Here is an 18,366-nt window from a genome sequence, read left to right as displayed (position 1 = left end):
TTAAGGAATGATCATAACGGATGATTGAAAAATCCTATTCACTCCCAAGTGGCACCATGGTGTGCCAAGAGCTTGGAAATCCAGAAACGGCCGCTTTGACGGTCGTTTTTGTTCATGGCTGGTTAGATAATTCGGCCAGTTTTACCTCTGTGATGCAGGCAATGCATACCCAGTCGAACCACTATCACATGGTGGCGATCGATCTGTTTGGGCACGGACACTCCTCGCACAAACCCGGCAGTTATTACCCTTTTCATGACTATATCGATGATTTACATCAGTTGGTGGGTAAATTATCGCCAAACAGACTGGTACTAGTAGGACATTCGCTTGGTGCATTGATCGCAAGTTGTTATAGTGCCGCCTTTCCTGAAATGGTGTCTGGATTAATCCAAATTGAAGGTCACGGACCTCTTTCTGAAGCTCCCCAAGCAGCGGTCTCTCGGTTGCGAGATGGGGTACTCAGTCGTCAACGACAGCGAAGAAAGCCTTCACGTCCATTAGTCAGTCTAGAGGACGTCATTAAGCTGAGATCTCATGCTAATCAAATTGCACCAGATTTGATCGCTCCCGTCGTTGTTCGAGGCATTGCCCAAATTGAGGGCGTTTGGCAGTGGCGTAGCGATCCAAAATTGAAGTGTGATTCTGTCTATCGAATGTCTCAAGCACACGCTGATGCGATTAACGAGGCGATAGAATGCCCTCAACTGATAATTTTGGGAAATGAAGGATTTAAGGATTTACAGCATAATCGCTACAAATCCACTCAAAATCCCCCAATTATCGAGATGATTTCAGGCGGACACCACTGTCATTTAGAGAACCCAGAGTCAGTTTCAGAGCTAATTCTTGGTGTAGTTAACAAAATTTAAACAAGTGTTTGAGCCTTTTAGTGCTCATGCACTAAAGCTGTGCTGTAATATCGCCATGATAAATAGCGGCGAAACAGTCGTCAGCTGATAAACGAGGAGTAACATCGTGGATAAACCTTGGCTTTCACGTTATCCAAGTGACGTACCAGAGCAGATCAACCCAGATCAGTACCAATCTTTAGTTGAGATGTTTGAGCAGTCTGTACAGAAGTACGCCGATCAACCTGCATTCGAAAACATGGGCTCGGTCATGACATTCCGTAAGCTCGAAGAGCGTAGCCGTGCTTTCGCCGCTTACTTACAGAACGATCTGAAACTGCAAAAGGGCGATCGCGTCGCTCTAATGATGCCAAACCTACTGCAATACCCAATTGCACTATTTGGTGTACTGCGTGCTGGTATGATTGCCGTTAACGTAAACCCTTTGTACACACCACGTGAACTTGAGCATCAGCTAAACGACTCGGGCGCAAAAGCGATTGTTATCGTTTCGAACTTCGCGAGTACGCTCGAGAAAGTGGTCGATAACACTCCTGTGAAGCACGTAGTACTGACTAGTCTTGGTCAAATGCTACCGCGCGCGAAGGGTACAGTTGTCGATTTCGTAGTGAAGTACGTAAAAGGCATGGTTCCTAAATACGATCTTCCGGGTGCAATCTCATTCCGTAAGGCACTGCATAAAGGTCGCCGCCTACAATACGTAAAACCATTCATGTCTGGTGATGACATCGCGTTCTTGCAGTACACCGGTGGTACTACGGGTGTCGCGAAAGGCGCAATCCTGACGCATCGCAATATGATCGCGAATGTTCTGCAGGCGAAAGGCGCATACGGCCCTGTATTGAATGAAGGGCGTGAGTTGGTGGTAACGGCACTGCCTCTTTACCACGTGTTTGCACTGACAGTAAACTGTTTACTGTTCGTTGAAATGGGTGGTCGTAACCTACTAATTACTAACCCTCGTGATATCCCGGGCTTCATCAAAGAGCTACAGAAAGTACCATTCACGGCGATTACCGGTGTAAACACACTGTTTAATGCGCTTGTGAATAACGAAGATTTCCATGAACTGGACTTCAGCAACTTACGTCTATCTGTAGGGGGCGGCATGGCTGTTCAACGCGCTGTGGCTGAGCAATGGAAAAAGGTAACAGGTATTCACCTACTGGAAGGTTACGGTCTAACGGAATGTTCTCCACTGGTTACGGGTAACCCTTACGATCTTAAAGATTACACCGGCGCTATTGGCCTACCTGTGCCGTCGACAGATGTTCGCATCATTGATGACGAAGGTAATGTTGTTGCGAATGATCAAGTGGGTGAGCTGCAAGTACGTGGCCCTCAAGTGATGCAAGGCTACTGGCAGCGTCCTGAAGCGACCAAAGAAGTGATCGATCATGATGGCTGGTTGTCGACAGGTGATATCGTTAAGTTTGATGATGAAGGTTTACTGCACATCGTTGATCGTAAGAAAGATATGATTCTGGTATCTGGCTTTAACGTTTACCCTAACGAAATTGAAGACGTCGTTGCTCTGCACGGTAAGGTGCTGGAAGTCGCGGCAATTGGTCAACCACACGAAGTTTCCGGTGAGCTTGTGAAGGTTTACGTGGTTAAGCGTGATCCAAGCCTGACTAAGGAAGATGTGATTGCGCACTGTCGTGAACACCTAACAGGCTACAAAGTGCCAAAACTGGTTGAGTTCCGTGATGATCTACCAAAGACCAACGTAGGTAAGATCTTGCGCCGCGTGCTGCGCGAAGAGAACGATGCGGAGCTTGCTAAACGTGCAAGTGCATAACTGATGGTCTTACCGCTTAATCTAAGCGGTTAATGTAAATTAGTGATAGAATGCCGACAGTGAATGTCGGCATTTTTGTATCCGGCGGAATAATTAAATCAGTGAGAGTTTTTGTGAACTATCAAATCATTACCCAATTGAAAGACCTTGAACGTGTATGTCAGCAAGCCCGTGAAGCCGATGTTGTGATGCTTGACACCGAGTTTGTCCGCACCAGAACTTACTACCCGCAGTTAGGTTTGATTCAATTATTTGATGGTGAAACTCTGTCTTTGATTGACCCAATCGCCTTGGATGAGATGACTCCGTTTGTATCATTACTGAAAGATGCTTCGGTAATGAAGGTGTTACATGCTTGTGGTGAAGATCTAGAAGTGTTCCAAAATGCGTTTGGTTGTACGCCAACACCAATGGTGGATACGCAAATCATGGCTGCTTTCTTGGGGCACGGTTTATCGACGGGGTTTGCAGCCCTGGTGTCCGAATTTGTTGGCATTGACCTTGATAAGAGCGAATCACGCACCGATTGGTTAGCGCGCCCGCTATCTCAAAAGCAGCTTGATTATGCAGCAGCGGATGTTTACTACTTGTTGCCAATGTACAACAAGCTGCTAGAAAAAGTGATGCAAGCTGGCTGGTGGGACGCTGCGCAGCAAGAGTCTGAGCTGCAAGTTAGTAAGCGTATTCGTTCAATTGAACCAGAGAACGCTTACCTAGACATTAAAGGGGCTTGGCAGTTAAAACCTAAGCAACTGGCTATTTTGAAACCTTTGGCAACTTGGCGACTCAAAGAGGCGATTAAGCGCGACCTAGCGTTAAATTTCATTTTCAAAGAGCAAGATCTTTGGGCGGTAGCACGTTTTGCTATTAAGAATCCAAAGCGCATGGAAGAGGAAGGTTTTGATTTCCGCTCGGTGCGTCGCCACGGCGCGAAAATTAGCTCTATCGTAAAGCTGGCAGAACACACACCAGAAGAAGAGTATCCAGCGGTTGTCGAACGTTTGATGGACTTCCCTGGTTACAAGCAGATGTTTAAAGTCCTCAAAGATGAAGTGAAGAAAGCATCTCAACACAGTGGTTTGGCGACTGAGTTTATCGCGTCTAAAAAACAGCTTAATCAAGTATTAAGCTGGGTTTGGAAGCACGATCGCAACCCAGAAAAATTGCCAGATGTGATGCAAGGCTGGCGCTTAGATGTGGTTGGCGAGAAGTTGAACAAAGCTATTAAATAGCACGACTATTGAACACACAGACGTAAAAAAAGAGAACTTCGGTTCTCTTTTTTATTCCACCTTTTTTGCAGATAGCGATGATTACTTATCGTCTTCTGGCAGTTTCACGTTCAGTTCCAATACAGAGATGTCGTCATCTTTGTGTTCGAACGTAAGGTCAACCATTGATGGATCAACCTCAACGTATTTGGCAATGCACTTTAAGATGTCTTCTTTAAGCTGCGGAAGGTACGAAGGCGCAGGATCGTCATGGCTACGACGTTCTGCAACAATGATCTGCAAACGCTCTTTCGCTAGGTTGGCTGTGGTTTTCTTCTGTGGTCGAAAAAACTCCAGTAATGACATAGTTGATTAGCCTCCGAATAGTCGTTTGAAGATGCCTTTCTTTTCTTCCGTCAAGAAGCGGAAGTCCACTTGGCTGCCGAGTAGACGGTCTACAGTATCGCTGTAAGCCATGCCTGCGTCGGTCGCTTCATCAAAGATAACAGGTACACCTTTGTTGGATGCGTTAAGTACTGCTTGGCTCTCTGGAATAACACCCAGCAGAGAAATGTGCAGGATCTCTTCCACATCTTCCACACTCAGCATTTCACCTTGGGTAACGCGTGCTGGGTTGTAACGAGTAAGAAGTAGGTGAGTTTTTACTGGCTCTAAGCCTTCTTCAGAGCGGCGAGACTTGGAATCCAAAATACCTAGAATACGGTCTGAATCTCGTACCGAAGAAACCTCTGGGTTAGTCGTCACAATCGCTTCATCTGCAAAGTAAAGTGCCATCAGAGCGCCTTGCTCAATACCTGCTGGAGAGTCACAGATGATGAAGTCGAAGCCCATGTCATCTAGCTCATCAAATACACGACGAACACCGTCTTTAGTGAGCGCATCTTTATCGCGAGTTTGAGAGGCTGGAAGAATGTATAGATTGTCGGTGCGCTTGTCTTTGATCATCGCTTGATTCAGAGTCGCTTCACCATTGATAACGTTGACGAAATCGTAAACGACACGACGCTCACAGCCCATGATAAGATCGAGGTTACGCAGACCAATATCAAAGTCGATAACCGCTGTTTTCTTTCCTTTCAACGCTAAACCTGAGGCAATAGCTGCACTGGAGGTCGTTTTACCTACACCGCCTTTACCTGACGTTACAACGATAATGCGTGCCATTATTTTTTCCTTTTATTTCTTTATAGTGCGAGTACGTCAACACGTAGTACGTCGTTGTCCATGCTGAACATGGTCTTCTTCTGCCAGTACTCGCTTTCAATTTGATCGCTGAGCCAGTAGTTGCCTGCAATGGAAACCAGCTCGGCTTGTAAATCGTTACAGATAATCTTTGCTTCAGTTTGACCGCTTGCGCCTGCAATTGCGCGGCCGCGTAATGTGCCATGAATATGAATACTGCCATCCGCAATCACTTCCGCTCCAGCACTGACGTGACTCAAAATTAATAGGTCACCATCTTTAGCATAGACCTGTTGTCCAGAACGAATCGGAGTTCTTACCACTTTTGTGGGCGCCATCTTAGCTGGAGCCTGTGAAGGGGACTTGCTCGCCGTCATCACAGCGAAACCAGCTTCTTTTGCTAGGTTTTGCATGCGCTTATCAGAACAACCCGTCACGCCGACAGGGATCATACCTGCTTGAGAGATGCCGTTTTTAAGTTGAAGGAAGTCTATATCACTAGCAACTTGACTGATGTTAATGACCACAGGAGCTGCAGCAAAAAAGTTTGGTGCTTGGTCGACTTTTTCTTGAAGGAATGACGCTGCATTTTCGACGTTATCATCGGATAAGTGCAAAACAGATAGCGTAAAGCTGCTACCTTTTAAATCTGGGTTACTAGACATCGAAAACTACAGGACCTCAATAACGGTTGGCTACAATTTCTTTCATCTTTACGATAAAGGGCATTGCCTGAAACTAGGTTTATCATGTTATATTCCCAGACCAAGCACAGCAAGTGATCTTGTTGTCAAATGGACGTTTTGTTCCCAATATTTCACCAACATAAACTATTGATCTCGCATGTGAGAGTTTTGTAGTCATAAACAGTTAAAAAAGGTTTGTCATGCTGTGTTCTATATATAAAAGCTCAAAAAAAGAAGGAACATACCTTTATATCCCTAAAAAGGATGATTTTTCACAAGTTCCTGACGCATTGATGGAAATGTTTGGTAAACCTACCTTCGTAATGGTCATCAAGATGGATGGTCGTAAACTGGCGCAAGTGAACATCGATAAAGTTCGTGAGTCTTTAGAAACCGACGGCTTCTTTTTACAATTGCCGCCACCACCAGTGAATGAACTTGAGTTGTACAAGGAGCGTAAAGCTCAACAAAACACTCAAGATGAAGAGTAGTCGTACTCACCTTATTCAGGGAGGAATGATCGTTGAGTAAATTATCGCAAACCCTAATTACCGTGTCGGCGTTGTTGGCTGGCAGTGCAGTGGCTCCGTTACACGCTAACGAGTTGAGTTTTGAGCAGTTTGTTGAAAAGCTAAAACAGCAGGGCTCAGAGCAAGGCATCTCTCAATCGATCATCGACCAAGCTTTTGATGGCGTGACATTTAAACCGCGTGCAGTGAAGGCGGATAAAAATCAGCCAGAGAAAAAACTGACGCTCGACGAGTACATCCCAAGAGCGGTTCCTGCTTGGAAGGTGAAACAAGCGCAGTCGCTTTACGATAAGCACTATACGGAGTTGAAACGCATCGGTGACGAGTATGGTGTTCAACCTCGCTTTATCGTTGCATTATGGGGCGTCGAGAGTAACTTTGGTACTTTTACGGGCAATTATCGTGTTATTGACGCGCTAACAACCCTGGCTTACGAAGGTCGTCGCGAGGCGTTCTTTACCAAAGAAGCGATGGCAGCACTGACCATTCTTGAAGAGGGACATATTGAGCCTCAAGACATGAAAGGGTCATGGGCTGGAGCGATGGGGCAACCTCAGTTTATGCCAAGCTCTTTTCTAGCTTATGCGGCGGATGGTAATGGTGACGGTAAGAAAGATATCTGGAATACCGAAGCCGATGTTTTTGCTTCAGCAGCGAATTATCTGAGCCAGTCTGGTTGGGATGATAAGTACACATGGGGAAGGCAGGTTAAAGTGCCTGCGAATATCTCTTTAGATATACAGGGCCGCTCGGAAGAGAAAGGTAAGTACCTTCAAGAGTGGTCAAAACTGGGTATTACGCGCTTTGATGGCAGCCCACTGCCCAAGCTTGATGAAGATATTAAAGCTTGGCTGATCATGCCAGACGACCAAACCGGGCGCTCTTATTTGGTTTACAACAACTACAATGTACTGATGAAGTGGAATCGTTCGTACTACTTTGCACTGGCAGTGAGTCACCTCGCTGATCGAATTAAGTTTAAATAGCTCAAGTTTAAACACATTGGCCAAGGCAAAGTGGCGCAAGCCAACAGATTAAAAAGGACTCTTCGGAGTCCTTTTGTTTTGGTGTTTTCAGATAAATGGTCTTTTTAGAATAGGCCGTTTCTTAAAGATAGATAGAGGGCAAGCGGAGTGTTAACAGACAGAGCGGCGCAAATGGTGATCTTTCACGCCTTGATCAAACACGGTGGTTTCACTAATGCAGCGAAGAGTCTCAATGTATCGGTATCACACATCAGTAAGCAGATTGCACTGTTGGAAGACAACATTGGGATTAAACTGGTTCAGCGTACGACACGTAGCCTAACGCTGACCGGAGCAGGCGAAGTGTTTTATCAGCACTGTGAGCAGTTATTTGGCACGCTTAAAGCTGCGCAAATGGATATGGAGAGTCAGCGCGATGATGTCTCCGGTAAGTTGCGAGTTGGGATCTCTCAATCGTTTGGTACTTTGCATGTCATTCCCGCTATCGATCAGTTGCGTCAGCTCTATCCACAGCTCAAAGTCGAGATTCACCTGTTCGATTATAAAGTGGATATGATTGAAGAGCGTTTGGATCTGTGGATCACCAATAATGAAGAATTGCCAGAAGGGTATATTGCCCAGCGATTAGCAGACAGCCAGTTTGTGGTGGCGGCATCACCGGATTATTTGATCAAAGCCGGCACACCAAGTTGCCCTTCGGAGCTGAGCGACCACAACTGTCTTATCTATCGTAGCCGTGAGCGTGATTACACCTCTTGGGCGTTCGATAACGGACAAGAAAGTTTATGTGTCACCGTAAGTGGTGATTACTCTGTCGATCTCGCAGAGGCGGTAAGAGACGCGGCTGTGGCAGGGTGGGGAATTGCTTATCTTGCGACTTACCTCGTCAAAGAGGAGTTTCGTAGTGGGCAATTGATTCAAGTCTTGCCGGAATGGAAAGCGAGCCAAATCATGCCATTTTTTGCCGTGTATCCGAGCCGCAAGAACATGCCGAAAAAACTATCGACCGTGATTGAGTTTCTTAAACAGCATATTGGCTCTCCAACTTATTGGGATCAAAATCTGAAAACTTGTGTTGAATTACACCGCTAACTGTCGCTGTTTTTGAAAATATAATTTCCATATGGAAAAAGTATTAAAAACAATCAATATAGTTTCAATTAATTCAATAGGTTAGATATTTCGGGTTAAAATCGCCTGTTGAACCAACATCCATGTAACAACCGCAACTTGCCGCAAACGATTTCCTCTATACAATGCGTCGCCTTTCCTACTACAACTTTTTCAGGTTTGACGCACATGGCATCCCTAATTGGAATCATTACTCTTTTAGTAATCGCTTGGTTACTATCTACGGACAGAAAAAATATTCAGCTGAGAACGGTGTCTCTTGCTTTCCTACTACAAGTTTCTTTTGCACTGCTTGTACTTTACGTGCCTATGGGCAAAGAAGTGCTTAATGGTGTTACAGGAGCAGTGTCGAGCTTAATCAATTATGGTCAAGAAGGTATCGGCTTCCTATTTGGTGGCCTAACCAATAGTGGTTTTGTATTTGCTATCAATGTTCTTGGTATCATTATCTTCTTCTCAGCTTTGATTTCGGGTCTGTACCATATTGGTTTCATGCCAAAAGTGATCAACCTAATTGGCGGCGCATTGCAGAAGCTGCTGGGTACAGGCCGAGCGGAGTCTCTTTCTGCTACGGCGAACATCTTCGTTGGCATGATTGAGGCACCACTGGTGGTTAAGCCTTACCTGAAGCATATGACTGATTCTCAGCTGTTTGCGGTAATGACTTGTGGCTTGGCATCGGTAGCTGGCGGTACATTAGTAGGCTATGCGTCTCTGGGCGTAGATCTGAACTACCTAATTGCAGCGGCATTCATGTCTGCGCCTGCAGGCTTACTGATGGCGAAGATTTTGGTTCCAGGTAGTGCCAATGAGATTCAAGAGAGCATTGAGTCAGATGTAGAAATTCCACGAGCAACCAACGTAGTTGAGGCAATGGCAGATGGGGCTATGTCTGGACTTCGTATTGCAGTCGCAGTGGGTGCAACACTTCTTGCCTTTGTCAGTGTGATTGCAATGCTGAACGGCATGCTAGGTGCAGTTGGAGGTTGGTTCGGCGTGGACCTAAGCTTCGAGCTTATCCTAGGTTATGTGTTTGCACCCGTTGCATGGCTGATTGGTGTGCCATGGAACGAAGCGATTGTTGCGGGCTCACTGATCGGTAACAAGATTGTTGTGAATGAGTTTGTAGCCTTCATCCAGCTGATGGAAGCGAAGGAAGTGTTGAGCGAACACTCTCAAGCTATCGTTACTTTTGCGTTGTGTGGTTTTGCTAACATCTCAACCATGGCGATTCTGATCGGTGGTTTGGGTAGCCTAGTACCAGAGCGTCGCTCATTCATCTCTAAGTACGGCTTCCGCGCGATTTGTGCAGGTGTGTTAGCGAACTTGATGAGTGCTTCGATTGCAGGTGTAGCACTGTCGTTATAATCACTTCCAAGTGATGGGGACTTGAGTGAATAGCTAACAAAAAAAGCCGCGACGGATTATCGCGGCTTTTCATTATTTGAAGCAATGGCTACATGAGATAATAGCGATTTGAGGCAGTGGTTACTTGTTAGAGTGGAACTGCTCGCAAGCGATCATTGTGTTCTCGATAAGGCTTGCAACCGTCATCGGGCCAACACCACCCGGAACTGGAGTGATAAAGCTTGCGCTCTCTTTTGCGACATCATATTCCACGTCACCCACCAATTTGCCTGACTCTAGGCGATTGATACCCACATCGACCACCACGGCACCCTTCTTGATCCACGCTCCCGGAATGAAGTTAGGTTTACCTACCGCAACCACAACAACGTCTGCTTGACGAACGTGACCTTCCAAGTCTTTGGTGAAACGGTGACAAGTCGTGGTCGTACAACCCGCTAGAAGTAGCTCTAGAGTCATAGGGCGACCCACGATGTTTGATGCGCCGACAACAACCGCGTGCTTACCACGTAGGTCGATGTTGTAGCGATCAAGCAGAGTGATGATGCCTTTTGGCGTACAAGAACGTAGCTTAGGGATACGTTGTGCCAGACGGCCAACATTGTATGGGTGGAAACCATCAACGTCTTTTTCTGGCGTTATACGCTCTAGCACGTGTGTGCTATCGATACCGGCAGGAAGAGGTAACTGAACAAGAATACCGTCGATCTCTGGATCTTCGTTCAGTTGGTCAACTAGAGTGAGTAGCTCTTCTTCGGTTGCTGTTGCTGGTAAGTCAAAAGACTTTGATACAAAACCGACTTCTTCACACGCTTTGCGCTTGCTTCCCACATAAACCTGAGAAGCTGGGTCTTCACCCACTAAAACTACCGCTAGGCCCGGAGCTCGCAAGCCTGCTTCAGTACGTGCTTTTACACGTGCAGCAACTTCAGAACGAACGGTTTGAGATATTAGCTTTCCATCAATATTTTGAGCAGTCATGAATTTCCTTAGTAGTGATATTCAAGTTAGTGGCTGATGTTTTGGCGCATTATTCCAGAAAACGTTTTTGATTTCCATCAAGCAAACGTTTGCTTTGCTCTAATTTTCAACACTTATAATGTCTTTGCCCTTTTTTTACCCACTTAGATCAGAATGTTAGATAAAGCCGTTGCTTTACTGATTCGAATTCGTATAATTCTTTCCTGTAGCGCGCCCTTAGCTCAGCTGGATAGAGCACGTCCCTTCTAAGGATGTGGTCGTAGGTTCGAATCCTACAGGGCGTGCCATTATTTTAAAAGGCCTGACAGCTTATTAAGTTGTCAGGCCTTTGTCGTTTTAGGGGCGGTATAAAACAGTAATATGGATTACTTAAAGTATGTCTGTGCTTGCGTCAGAATAACGAGAGATGATTGGGTTCTGCATTGCACTAGGGTCACCAGGCGACCACATACCACGTTTCATTCCTTGAACGATTAAGTGGATCACGGCTGCATCTATTGCTGACATCACAGCAATATTCACGGGTTCATTTTGACTATAGCCCATCTCAACTTCTAGTAACTCTTTGTAGTCAACAAAGCGAAAAGCCCCGAAGCCGATCTCATGTGAAGAAATGGTTTTGGTTGTGGTTACGCTCAAAAGAACCTGTCCAGTTCGAACATCAACTGCTCTTAGGTTAACCGTGACTTGATCCGTTCTGTATTGCCCTGAGCCACCAATACCTAAATACTTTGCACCTGCGCCTCCGGTAACAATGTTCGAATCGTAAGCGACGATCCCGCCTTCGATAACAATGTTTGCGGAGCTCAAAGACGATAAGTCTGCGCCATGATTATTCACAACCTTATCTTTTTTCTGAGCTGCTCGAATGATCTTACGTTCCGTTAATAAATTCTGAAGCCCTTCACGCTCAAGTGGGATAAACCATCGTGAATCAATCAGTGCCGTTGTGAGCAGTGATGTTCCTCCCTGTGGCACCGCTGTTGAGAAGTTACTGTTGGGTTGAGGTTTGTATTGCCCGGTTTGATCTCTGAAATCATACACTGAGACCAAAATTTTACCGCGTGGTAGTGGCAACGAAATGAGGTCGACATACGTTGTTCCCCTCGGCATCAGCTTAGGTGATTCAGAAGTCTCTGGGATTTGCATAGAGTAAGAGCATCCTCCTAACACAAAGGTTAGGAAGACGATAATCATCGATTTCATAACATAACCCTTGTGATTAGAGGTCTGGGTTTAGTCCCGATACGCTAATTTCTGTTGATTCGCCGGTCGCTTTATCCACTATCTGAACGAGTAAAGATCCAGAATCATCAACAATATTGAGGAAAAAGTCGTCCGTTTCTAATTGTCCAGTGTTACCGTTCCCCACATCAGCAAGCAACTGACTTATCAAACGAGACTCTAAGCTGGATGCTAGGCGATCTAGTGCGGATTCTTGTTCTCCGAAAAAGTCCCTAGCATTTGGGTCTTCAAAATCATTGATTGCATTAGCATGGTTAAACAGATGAGAGCTATTTAAAGCATTTCCACCAAAACTTGGGTTTACGGGCGTATAGACCAATTCGCTCGCGCAAATAGTAGGGGAAGTTAGCAGTGCAATAAGCGTGATTTTTCTTAAAATTGTCGACATCCTTGGCTCCTTAAAATTCATCATGATCGAGATCGTAAGTGTCCTGAAAGAGCCTTTCCGCTTGCCATCTTATGATGTAATTCCCAACAACTCGCGTTGCATCAGCAGCTCGCTCTTTTGCTTGTCGACGACCGGGAGACAATGCTGTGCGGAAGATGGGTTTTCTAGAGTGCTGAACCTCTATGATGCTTCCAGACAATGCTGTTGGTCTCTCTTTTACCGTCAAATTTTCCTTCAGGTTGGGATAATTTTCATTGATCGATTGCGAGAAGAAGAAATAAAAATCATCACCTAAGCGCGTAATTGTTCTGTCAACTATTATCCCATTCACTTCACTAAAGTCGTTAAATTGTTCCTTCAAGCTTTTTGTCGAATCCTCAAAGTTTGTCCCATTTTCTAAAGGCGCACCATTTTCAAGTCTGTGACTCTTTTCTCCTGCACTAACAGTGCAAGACAGCAACGCAACGATATACAGTTTCATTGTCATATGGGCTTCCATTTACGAAATAAAAATATGATTCATCGAAACACAATTAAGCCTAACTGATGCTCACAGTGGCATATATAAACTTTCGGGTTAATTTTAAATAGGATTTAGTTAACTAATGTAGAGGTAGGCGCAACAATTACTAATTAAATTTATCATATGCAATTAAATATTTTTACCTCTAAGTTTATAGATGATATTCATCTGCAAACCTATTATTCCCTCATGCTAGTGAGTTACATGGCGTTCAGCAGGAATATATAGATGATCGCGAGTAGAGAGTTTTCCTCAAATATAAGCTCGTCGTTAATATGTATTCTTTGTTGATCAGGTGAACATTAGATATTTTAAGGTAGACATGATGATAAGTAAGATAGCGTCTCTTGCAAGCGTGGCTTGTTTATATTTATCAATAGGTAATGTCAATGTTTCAATGGCTTCTGATGTTGAAGGAGACTTTTTATACAATGTGGATCGAGACATAGTTAATGAGTACAGAGAACTTTATAATATGTACTCTACAGACTTAGACAACTATTCAGAGATCGACATAACTAATAGCTCTGATTCAAATGCTACCATTGTTCAATATAGCCCAGGAATTAAAGCAAATAATAGAGCGAAAATAAAACAGAGCGGATATTCTAATTCCGCTGATATTTCTCAAGTAGGGAGGAATAATGTCGCATATATAAATCAAGAAGGCACAGGTAATACCGCTGTAGTTGGGCAGATCGGTGGGAATAGTGAAGCGCTGATTTCCCAAGATGGAAACCACAATTTGGCAGTACTAGGACAAGCAAACTTCTCTGGACAAAGAAGCCAATTAAGCATCGACCAAAAAGGTAATCATAATGTCGCGTTTATGGCTGGTTCGGGAGGTGACAACTTAGGAATTTCTCAAGATGGGCACGATTTAGCGATCGTTAACGCATCGAGCTCGATGAGGATCTTTATCAATCAAGCAAATTAGTGCGCAGTATAGAAAGCTTGATTCACAGCCACTTCACATGAAGTGATACATAGTCGACATGGAAAAGCAGAAGGATACAACCTATGAAACTTACACAAATTGGAATGATAGTCGGTGCCGTTATTGGCTTTAACGCAGCTCAAGCAGATCCACTTCCTGCACCTTATCCAGCACCAGAGCCAGCAATTGGTGTTAAAGAAGGCACAACGGACCTCGGCATTAAAGGGAAAGTAGCAGCTATCGAGCCGTTGGCGATGGACAACACAGCTGTATGGCAAATGGGTAGTGGTGACATGGCGAATGTGACTATCAACCAAAACACATCAGGTACTACGGATGGGCATGTAGCTCTTGTTGATACACATGCTAGTTACAAATCGGATGTTGTTGTTGAACAATCAGGTAACCTCAACGAAGCCCACGTGAAACTGCGCTACAGAAGAAACAACGCTCTGATAGATCAAGACGGTTTACATAACCAAGCTAGAGTAAAAGTGAATGGATCTGGCCGTCTTAATGATCTACGCGTCACTCAAATGGGTGACGAGAACATTTCGGTAGTAAAAGCTAAAGGTGGTGCTGACCGAAATGAAGCGGACGTATACATTAACGGTAACTCAAATACGACTTACACTGAGTTTAGTAACGGCAGTGTAGACAGAAACGATGTGGCTATCGATGTCTTGGGTGATGGAAACTACGTAGAAACAATTGTGAACACTGATGTTGGTGGTGGTGATTGGAACGATGTTGATATCGACTTAATGAACAGTAACGATAACCGCGTGTTCACTCTTCAAACAGGTTCTCATTCAAATGTAACAGTTGACCTAGTTAGCAGTAATATGAACCAATTTATGATTGAGCAAACTTCTCACGATAATGCTGCTGTGTTAGGTAATGGTGCAAACGGAAATGTCGGTCTGATTTATCAAAATTAATATGAAACATTTTACATATTATAAGGCGGCGTTCATCGCCGCTTTATTTTACCTTACTTCTTTAACTACTTACTCTGGAACGTCAAGTACAGTTCAATGTTTAATAAAAAAACAAGATACCATATTGATAATTGAAAACAGTTCACCATTCTCATTAACGTTAAAAACACGTACCAATTCGGAGTACAATCAGAGAGTTAATAGCGGGAGGACAACGATTATATTAGGATTAGAACAATTACCTGCAATATTAGAAATTCATGATAATAGCGAAGTATGGAAAATTTTTAGATATTGTAAAATAACCAAAACAAATTCAGTATAAACATGCACTTCCAATAAATAATAAGATATACCTTCACCTGTTCTATTAATCAGAAGGGAAATGGCTCAAATATTTAATGATCGGATTAGCACTATAGTGGTCCGTGCTATAAACTTAACATTCTAATTAATGAGTGGTAAATCCGTAAAAAGGAGTTTACATATGGCTATTCCGGAAGTTCATCAGGCCATTTTAATAGCAGAGAATAATTTGCAATCAACGCTGCTCAAAGAATCCATAGAACAAAAGGTGAAATTAGACATTAAGTTAGTATCACCAGAAAAGCTATCCACTAAATCATTGCAAGTACCTAACTTAGATCTGGTGATTATTGATTACCCAACGATGAGTAACCAGTACATCGAAAAATATCAAGAGATTAGGGATGATATCAAGAGTGATGTTCATGAAGTATTGTTAAATACCCCTAACGATTTCCCTCACCATGAGATGCTCAAATGGCAGTATTTGGTTGGCATTTTTTATGCATCTGACACACTTGATAAGCTCGTGACGGGCTTTAAGTGTATTATGCAAGATGAAATGTGGATGAGTAGAAAGCTCATCTCCCAGTACATTCGCTTTTACAGAGAGAGACAGTGTGCGAAAACCAGCCCTTACTACCTGAAACTCACCAAACGTGAGCAGCAGATCATCAAGCTCCTTGGCGATGGTGCGTCTAACACACAAATTGCGGATGCACTTTACGTAAGTGAAAACACGGTTAAAGCGCATCTTCACAATACCTTTAAAAAAATCAAAGTGAAAAATCGATTACAGGCGTTAATTTGGGTAAAAAATAACATTGCGAGCAATGAATTTATCCAATAATCCATCTTTAGATCTAGTCTTCGAACATAAGGTATGACGTTGAAGTGATTGTTCTTGAATAGTGATTTTTGGACAATCATTTTTTTGATCAATGATAAAAACAGCATTTCTTTTCAATAGCTTACAAAATGTATCAATTCATTTCTTCGCAATTGATAGGGGTGAAAGTTCTGGGATATAAAACCAGTAGCTATAATAACTGATACGTAAAATGGACTTTAGCCTCAGTAGCACTCAACTTTTTTATCATCTGATTGATAAGGAATCCAGCGAACGCGATCTTATCCTCTCTGACGTTCGTCGAAGCTCGCCCCAACTTGCTCATGAAGTCGATGCCTTATTGAAACAAGCCAATAATGATTCTGTGATTGAAGCACTAGAGGCGCACTTATCGACAACCAGTCAAGCAACTATCTGCTACGAAAACCTTCACATTGATCGATATGTTATTGGTCATGAGTTGGGCAGAGGGGGCTTTGCTTCGGTTTACTACGCGACTCGCTGCGATTCGCTTTTTCATCAGCAGTACGCAATCAAGTTTTTTCATCCCGAGATTTTAGGACTGTTAGGTCAAGAGGCGCTCTTTTCAGAAGCACAGCTTCTTGCTGATGTTAGCCACTCCAATATTGCCAAAGTTTACGATGCAGGTGTCTATAACGGAGTGGTGTATATCGTGATGGAGTTCGTGGATGGGGTGAACTTAAAAACGTATCTAAGCTCGCAAAAGTTGAGTTTTGGACAGAAATTGATGATGTTCCGAGATATTTGTTTGGCCGTCGAGCATGCTCATCAACATCAAGTGGTGCATGGAGATCTCAAGCCACAAAACATACTGATTTGTAGCGATGGTACGCCGAAAATCATCGACTTTAATATTGCCCTAAAAGTACAACCGCTCAATATTGGAGACAGGGGCGTCCACATCTCAAGTGTAGTCGCACTCACTCGAAGCTATGCAAGTCCAGAACAGCTTGATGGAGATACGATAGATTGTCGCACGGATGTTTATGCCTTAGGTCGGATTCTGTATTTGGACATCCTTAGGGCTCAGCCGAGAGGTGACATGACTAAGGTTGTGGCGTTAGCGACTCACTGTTCACTTAACCATAGATATGCCAGAGCGATAGATCTTGCCAAAGATATCGAAAACGTTCGCTGCTGTTTCCCTTTAACTCAAGAGTCGACAGTAAGGGTCGAAGTGATAAAAAAGTCAATTGTTCGCTCTCCAGTTTTTACTCTGTGCAGTACAGCTCTGATGTTGATCATGGTTGTTGTCATTATGGCTTTGTCGACAGCGACTCAAGACCTTAATCGTCAAAAATTGACACTGGATTCGGTGCTTAATGATGTCACGGCCAGCGTCTACCCCATGAATAACAATTTGACGGATTGGGAAGTGGGTATCGAGAGTCGAGAAAACCGACCTAAACTTTTATTGGATAGTCCTTCAGCCCCCTATTGGCCGCAAAGTCGGGAGGAATTGAATGATCCAATTCGAGTTGTCCGTAGTCGAGCGGCTGATGAGGTTGAACACAGCTCTATTGAGCTTATGAATATACAGTTTGTGCCTATAGGAGATGAAGAGCATGATGAGATTCAACCAACCGATGAGGCTCTTGCTTCAAAAGAATCTTTGGGGTGATCAATAATGATTGAAACTGAGGACGCTAGGGTCGATAGCGATCACCTGACAGCGTTGATTTCACAGTGGCAGATTGGTTGTAAGAAGTCTGAGGAACAGATATTTCATTTTGCCTACCGTAGGCTAAAAGAGTTGGCTCAACAGCGTCGTCAAAAGTCGGGCGCTCGTTTTAACAAAGAGTCCACTAACACTACCGCTCTGATTCATGAGTCATATTTGAAGGTAACTGCATTGGATAAAGGAGCAATAGGGAAAACTCGAGATTTTTATTTGATGGCTGCCAAAGCAATGCAACACATTCTGATCAATCAAGCGTGGGCAGCACAAGCGGATAAGCGTCAACCTGATCAATCGCTTGTCATAGAACAGACATTGTCGATTGAAGGCCTGCCTTTAGAACGCAGGATTGCATTAGAACAATCTTTGGTTGAGTTTACCCGACACTATCCACGTCAATCTAATGTATTGAAGCTAAAGTACTACATTGGGCTGAAGCATACCGAGATCTGCCAACTTCTAGAGTGCAGCTCTAGTCTGGTCGAAAAAGATCTTAAATTTGCTAAGAGCTGGCTCCACAACAGGTTGGCGGCCTAAGTTAATGAAAATGTCTCAATTTTTTGATGAATTCATAAAAAAATTTACGCTTTTTCCTGTATTCCCTGTGTCTTGTTAAGCAGTACTGATATCTCTAAAAATAACGTCGACTTGAAGCCACTGATTCTCAGTATTCAGTCATGGCTCAAACAATAAAAGGCTTATAAAGGG

General features: G+C 43.8%; 19 protein-coding genes and 1 tRNA gene. 13 read left to right on the top strand and 7 right to left on the bottom strand.

Annotated elements, in window-relative coordinates:
- Window positions 1–20 precede the first annotated feature (20 nt).
- The 3 genes from vsple_RS09830 to rnd all read left to right on the top strand — a co-directional run bounded on the left by vsple_RS09830 (window position 21) and on the right by rnd (window position 3,905).
- The gene (locus vsple_RS09830) at window positions 21–872 is read left to right on the top strand and encodes an alpha/beta fold hydrolase (RefSeq protein ID WP_261881895.1); all 852 of its coding nucleotides are present in this window, start codon (window positions 21–23) and stop codon (window positions 870–872) included.
- Window positions 873–978: 106 nt separating this feature from the next.
- Entirely contained in the window at window positions 979–2,673 is a 1,695-nt protein-coding gene (fadD, locus tag vsple_RS09825; protein ID WP_261881894.1) for a long-chain-fatty-acid--CoA ligase FadD, read from the top strand.
- Window positions 2,674–2,786: 113 nt separating this feature from the next.
- Window positions 2,787–3,905 carry a ribonuclease D gene (rnd, locus tag vsple_RS09820; protein WP_255230210.1) on the top strand — a complete coding sequence of 373 codons (1,119 nt, stop codon included), beginning with the start codon at window positions 2,787–2,789 and terminating at the stop codon, window positions 3,903–3,905.
- An 81-nt stretch (window positions 3,906–3,986) separates the two neighbouring features.
- Here the strand turns inward: rnd and minE are convergent, their stop codons facing one another.
- Genes minE through minC form a run of 3 tightly spaced genes read right to left on the bottom strand, consistent with a single transcriptional unit; the run spans window position 3,987 to window position 5,752 of the window.
- Entirely contained in the window at window positions 3,987–4,250 is a 264-nt protein-coding gene (gene minE, locus vsple_RS09815) for a cell division topological specificity factor MinE (RefSeq protein ID WP_004737949.1), read from the bottom strand.
- 6 nt (window positions 4,251–4,256) lie between these two features.
- The gene (minD, locus tag vsple_RS09810) at window positions 4,257–5,069 is read right to left on the bottom strand and encodes a septum site-determining protein MinD (RefSeq protein WP_255230216.1); all 813 of its coding nucleotides are present in this window, start codon (window positions 5,067–5,069) and stop codon (window positions 4,257–4,259) included.
- Between the two features lie 20 nt (window positions 5,070–5,089).
- Window positions 5,090–5,752: a septum site-determining protein MinC gene (gene minC / locus vsple_RS09805; RefSeq protein WP_255230217.1), complete on the bottom strand. Its 663-nt coding sequence runs from the start codon at window positions 5,750–5,752 to the stop codon at window positions 5,090–5,092.
- Window positions 5,753–5,973: 221 nt separating this feature from the next.
- Here minC and vsple_RS09800 point away from each other — a divergent pair, with 221 nt between their 5' ends.
- The 4 genes from vsple_RS09800 (at window position 5,974) to vsple_RS09785 (ending at window position 9,788) form a co-directional block, all read left to right on the top strand.
- Window positions 5,974–6,264 carry a YcgL domain-containing protein gene (locus vsple_RS09800; protein WP_255230218.1) on the top strand — a complete coding sequence of 97 codons (291 nt, stop codon included), beginning with the start codon at window positions 5,974–5,976 and terminating at the stop codon, window positions 6,262–6,264.
- 32 nt (window positions 6,265–6,296) lie between these two features.
- Window positions 6,297–7,289, top strand: coding sequence for a lytic murein transglycosylase (locus vsple_RS09795; protein ID WP_261881893.1), 993 nt, complete (start codon window positions 6,297–6,299; stop codon window positions 7,287–7,289).
- A gap of 147 nt (window positions 7,290–7,436) precedes the next feature.
- The gene (locus tag vsple_RS09790) at window positions 7,437–8,381 is read left to right on the top strand and encodes a LysR family transcriptional regulator (protein ID WP_338116299.1); all 945 of its coding nucleotides are present in this window, start codon (window positions 7,437–7,439) and stop codon (window positions 8,379–8,381) included.
- A gap of 207 nt (window positions 8,382–8,588) precedes the next feature.
- The gene (locus tag vsple_RS09785; RefSeq protein ID WP_261881892.1) at window positions 8,589–9,788 is read left to right on the top strand and encodes a NupC/NupG family nucleoside CNT transporter; all 1,200 of its coding nucleotides are present in this window, start codon (window positions 8,589–8,591) and stop codon (window positions 9,786–9,788) included.
- A 120-nt stretch (window positions 9,789–9,908) separates the two neighbouring features.
- Here vsple_RS09785 and folD read toward each other — a convergent pair whose 3' ends face one another.
- Window positions 9,909–10,769 carry a bifunctional methylenetetrahydrofolate dehydrogenase/methenyltetrahydrofolate cyclohydrolase FolD gene (gene folD, locus vsple_RS09780; RefSeq protein WP_032551891.1) on the bottom strand — a complete coding sequence of 287 codons (861 nt, stop codon included), beginning with the start codon at window positions 10,767–10,769 and terminating at the stop codon, window positions 9,909–9,911.
- A 210-nt stretch (window positions 10,770–10,979) separates the two neighbouring features.
- Here folD and vsple_RS09775 point away from each other — a divergent pair.
- Window positions 10,980–11,056, top strand: a tRNA-Arg gene (locus vsple_RS09775).
- Between the two features lie 82 nt (window positions 11,057–11,138).
- Here the strand turns inward: vsple_RS09775 and vsple_RS09770 are convergent.
- From vsple_RS09770 to vsple_RS09760, 3 genes are read right to left on the bottom strand one after another with little or no spacing between them, the layout of a single operon-like run.
- Window positions 11,139–11,975, bottom strand: coding sequence for a CsgG/HfaB family protein (locus tag vsple_RS09770; RefSeq protein WP_261881891.1), 837 nt, complete (start codon window positions 11,973–11,975; stop codon window positions 11,139–11,141).
- Window positions 11,976–11,991: 16 nt separating this feature from the next.
- On the bottom strand, window positions 11,992–12,402 hold the full coding sequence (locus vsple_RS09765) for a curli assembly protein CsgF (protein WP_255230224.1): 411 nt from the start codon (window positions 12,400–12,402) through the stop codon (window positions 11,992–11,994).
- 10 nt (window positions 12,403–12,412) lie between these two features.
- On the bottom strand, window positions 12,413–12,901 hold the full coding sequence (locus tag vsple_RS09760) for a curli production assembly/transport protein CsgE (RefSeq protein ID WP_420833778.1): 489 nt from the start codon (window positions 12,899–12,901) through the stop codon (window positions 12,413–12,415).
- A 346-nt stretch (window positions 12,902–13,247) separates the two neighbouring features.
- Between vsple_RS09760 and vsple_RS09755 the strand changes: the two genes are divergently transcribed.
- From vsple_RS09755 to vsple_RS09735, 5 genes are all read left to right on the top strand, one after another.
- On the top strand, window positions 13,248–13,862 hold the full coding sequence (locus vsple_RS09755; RefSeq protein WP_261881890.1) for a curlin subunit CsgB: 615 nt from the start codon (window positions 13,248–13,250) through the stop codon (window positions 13,860–13,862).
- Between the two features lie 83 nt (window positions 13,863–13,945).
- On the top strand, window positions 13,946–14,803 hold the full coding sequence (locus vsple_RS09750; RefSeq protein WP_261881889.1) for a curlin: 858 nt from the start codon (window positions 13,946–13,948) through the stop codon (window positions 14,801–14,803).
- A 487-nt stretch (window positions 14,804–15,290) separates the two neighbouring features.
- A complete protein-coding gene (locus vsple_RS09745; RefSeq protein ID WP_261881888.1) occupies window positions 15,291–15,959 on the top strand; it encodes a LuxR C-terminal-related transcriptional regulator in 669 nt (222 codons plus the stop codon).
- Window positions 15,960–16,170: 211 nt separating this feature from the next.
- Window positions 16,171–17,601 carry a serine/threonine protein kinase gene (locus tag vsple_RS09740; protein ID WP_261881887.1) on the top strand — a complete coding sequence of 477 codons (1,431 nt, stop codon included), beginning with the start codon at window positions 16,171–16,173 and terminating at the stop codon, window positions 17,599–17,601.
- Window positions 17,602–17,607: 6 nt separating this feature from the next.
- Window positions 17,608–18,195, top strand: coding sequence for an ECF-type sigma factor (locus vsple_RS09735; protein WP_261881886.1), 588 nt, complete (start codon window positions 17,608–17,610; stop codon window positions 18,193–18,195).
- The last annotated feature ends 171 nt before the right edge of the window (window positions 18,196–18,366 follow it).

This window comes from Vibrio pelagius (assembly GCF_024347575.1).
GTDB lineage: Bacteria > Pseudomonadota > Gammaproteobacteria > Enterobacterales > Vibrionaceae > Vibrio > Vibrio pelagius.
This window is presented reverse-complemented; position numbering and strand designations above follow the sequence as displayed.

Excerpts from the sequence above, each read along its gene's own strand:
- vsple_RS09830 (WP_261881895.1), top strand. The coding sequence starts at position 21 with ATGATTGAAAAATCCTATTCACTCCCAAGTGGCACCATGGTGTGCCAA.
- minE (WP_004737949.1), bottom strand. The coding sequence starts at position 4,250 with ATGTCATTACTGGAGTTTTTTCGACCACAGAAGAAAACCACAGCCAAC.
- minD (WP_255230216.1), bottom strand. The coding sequence starts at position 5,069 with ATGGCACGCATTATCGTTGTAACGTCAGGTAAAGGCGGTGTAGGTAAA.
- minC (WP_255230217.1), bottom strand. The coding sequence starts at position 5,752 with ATGTCTAGTAACCCAGATTTAAAAGGTAGCAGCTTTACGCTATCTGTT.
- vsple_RS09800 (WP_255230218.1), top strand. The coding sequence starts at position 5,974 with ATGCTGTGTTCTATATATAAAAGCTCAAAAAAAGAAGGAACATACCTT.
- vsple_RS09785 (WP_261881892.1), top strand. The coding sequence starts at position 8,589 with ATGGCATCCCTAATTGGAATCATTACTCTTTTAGTAATCGCTTGGTTA.
- folD (WP_032551891.1), bottom strand. The coding sequence starts at position 10,769 with ATGACTGCTCAAAATATTGATGGAAAGCTAATATCTCAAACCGTTCGT.
- vsple_RS09770 (WP_261881891.1), bottom strand. The coding sequence starts at position 11,975 with ATGAAATCGATGATTATCGTCTTCCTAACCTTTGTGTTAGGAGGATGC.
- vsple_RS09765 (WP_255230224.1), bottom strand. The coding sequence starts at position 12,402 with ATGTCGACAATTTTAAGAAAAATCACGCTTATTGCACTGCTAACTTCC.
- vsple_RS09760 (WP_420833778.1), bottom strand. The coding sequence starts at position 12,901 with ATGGAAGCCCATATGACAATGAAACTGTATATCGTTGCGTTGCTGTCT.
- vsple_RS09755 (WP_261881890.1), top strand. The coding sequence starts at position 13,248 with ATGATGATAAGTAAGATAGCGTCTCTTGCAAGCGTGGCTTGTTTATAT.
- vsple_RS09750 (WP_261881889.1), top strand. The coding sequence starts at position 13,946 with ATGAAACTTACACAAATTGGAATGATAGTCGGTGCCGTTATTGGCTTT.
- vsple_RS09745 (WP_261881888.1), top strand. The coding sequence starts at position 15,291 with ATGGCTATTCCGGAAGTTCATCAGGCCATTTTAATAGCAGAGAATAAT.
- vsple_RS09740 (WP_261881887.1), top strand. The coding sequence starts at position 16,171 with ATGGACTTTAGCCTCAGTAGCACTCAACTTTTTTATCATCTGATTGAT.
- vsple_RS09735 (WP_261881886.1), top strand. The coding sequence starts at position 17,608 with ATGATTGAAACTGAGGACGCTAGGGTCGATAGCGATCACCTGACAGCG.